The sequence below is a fragment of the Amphritea sp. 1_MG-2023 genome, assembly GCF_030547545.1.
In the GTDB taxonomy this organism is placed as follows: domain Bacteria; phylum Pseudomonadota; class Gammaproteobacteria; order Pseudomonadales; family Balneatricaceae; genus Amphritea.
Genome location: NZ_JAUOQE010000074.1, coordinates 1 through 1,309, shown reverse-complemented (window position 1 = coordinate 1,309; position 1,309 = coordinate 1). Strand labels below are relative to the sequence as shown.

Sequence of the window (1,309 nt, the reverse complement as noted above, 5' to 3'; positions counted from 1 at the left end):
GAGCCTGTAATTTAAATTGTGTATCTGCTTATAATTAAGCCAGTCATGGCTAAGGATAAGCAATATGGATAAGAAAGCTTTAGAAGCCTTCGCTCGCGAAGCCGCTAAGTCAATTAAGACTCCTTCGGATCTTGATGACTTCAGAAAAATGTTAACCAAGGTGACGGTTGAGACAGCTTTAAATGCTGAACTTGATGATCACCTTGGCTACGAAAAACACTCACCGACCAACGATACTAACAGTCGAAATGGCTACTCTTCTAAACGCCTAATTACTGACGATGGTGAGATTCAGCTAGAAATCCCTCGTGACCGTGACGCGTCCTTTGAACCCAAGCTCGTTCGTAAGCATCAAACTCGATTCCAATCGATGGACGACAAGATCTTAAGCTTGTATGCCAAAGGAATGACTACCCGAGAAATCGTCGCAACCTTCAAAGAAATGTACGATGCTGATATCTCCGCTAGTCTAATATCTAAAGTCACTGATGCTGTTTTAGAACAAGTTGTTGAGTGGCAAGCTCGCCCTCTTGATTCGGTTTATCCCATCGTTTACCTGGACTGCATTGTTGTGAAGGTGCGCCAAAATAAGCAAGTCATTAACAAAGCCATTTACCTTGCTCTCGGCGTCAATATGGAAGGTCAGAAAGAACTTCTTGGGATGTGGATGTCCGAAACTGAAGGGGCGAAGTTCTGGCTCAGTGTACTTACAGAGCTTCAGAATCGTGGGGTGAATGATATCCTCATCGCTTGTGTTGATGGCCTCAAGGGCTTTCCTGATGCCATCAATGCCGTTTATCCAAAAACTCAAATCCAGCTCTGTATCGTACACATGGTACGAAACTCAATGAAATACGTTCCGTGGAAAGACTACAAGACCATTACCGCAGACTTAAAGGAAATCTATCAAGCTACGACTGAAGATGAAGCTCTGTTGGCGCTAGAGCACTTTGGTGATAAATGGGATGAAAAGTACCCTCAAATCAGTCGCTCATGGGCGGCTCATTGGGATAATCTCAATACTCTGTTCAGCTACCCTCAAGATATCCGTAGAGCTATCTATACAACGAATGCGATTGAATCTCTGAACAGCGTGATCAGAAAAGCGACCAAGAAACGTAAACTGTTCCCGACAGATGAATCGGCTAGAAAGGTGGTGTACCTAGCGATAATGGATGCTTCCAAGAGATGGACAATGCCAATCCATCACTGGAAGCAAGCTCTAAACCGTTTTATGATTATGTTCGAAGATCGACTAACTGAATACTTGTAACCAAGAGCAGTTACACAGAATTATTTACAGGGTCGG

The 1,309-nt window shown here is 43.6% G+C and carries 1 protein-coding gene; it reads left to right on the top strand.

The annotated features are described in order from the left end of the window. The first annotated feature begins 64 nt into the window (after nucleotides 1-64). A complete protein-coding gene (locus Q4488_RS18715) occupies nucleotides 65-1,273 on the top strand; it encodes an IS256 family transposase (RefSeq protein ID WP_303582112.1) in 1,209 nt (402 codons plus the stop codon). The last annotated feature ends 36 nt before the right edge of the window (nucleotides 1,274-1,309 follow it).

Coding starts and splice junctions, on each gene's coding strand:
- Q4488_RS18715 (WP_303582112.1), top strand. CDS start 65: ATGGATAAGAAAGCTTTAGAAGCCTTCGCTCGCGAAGCCGCTAAGTCA.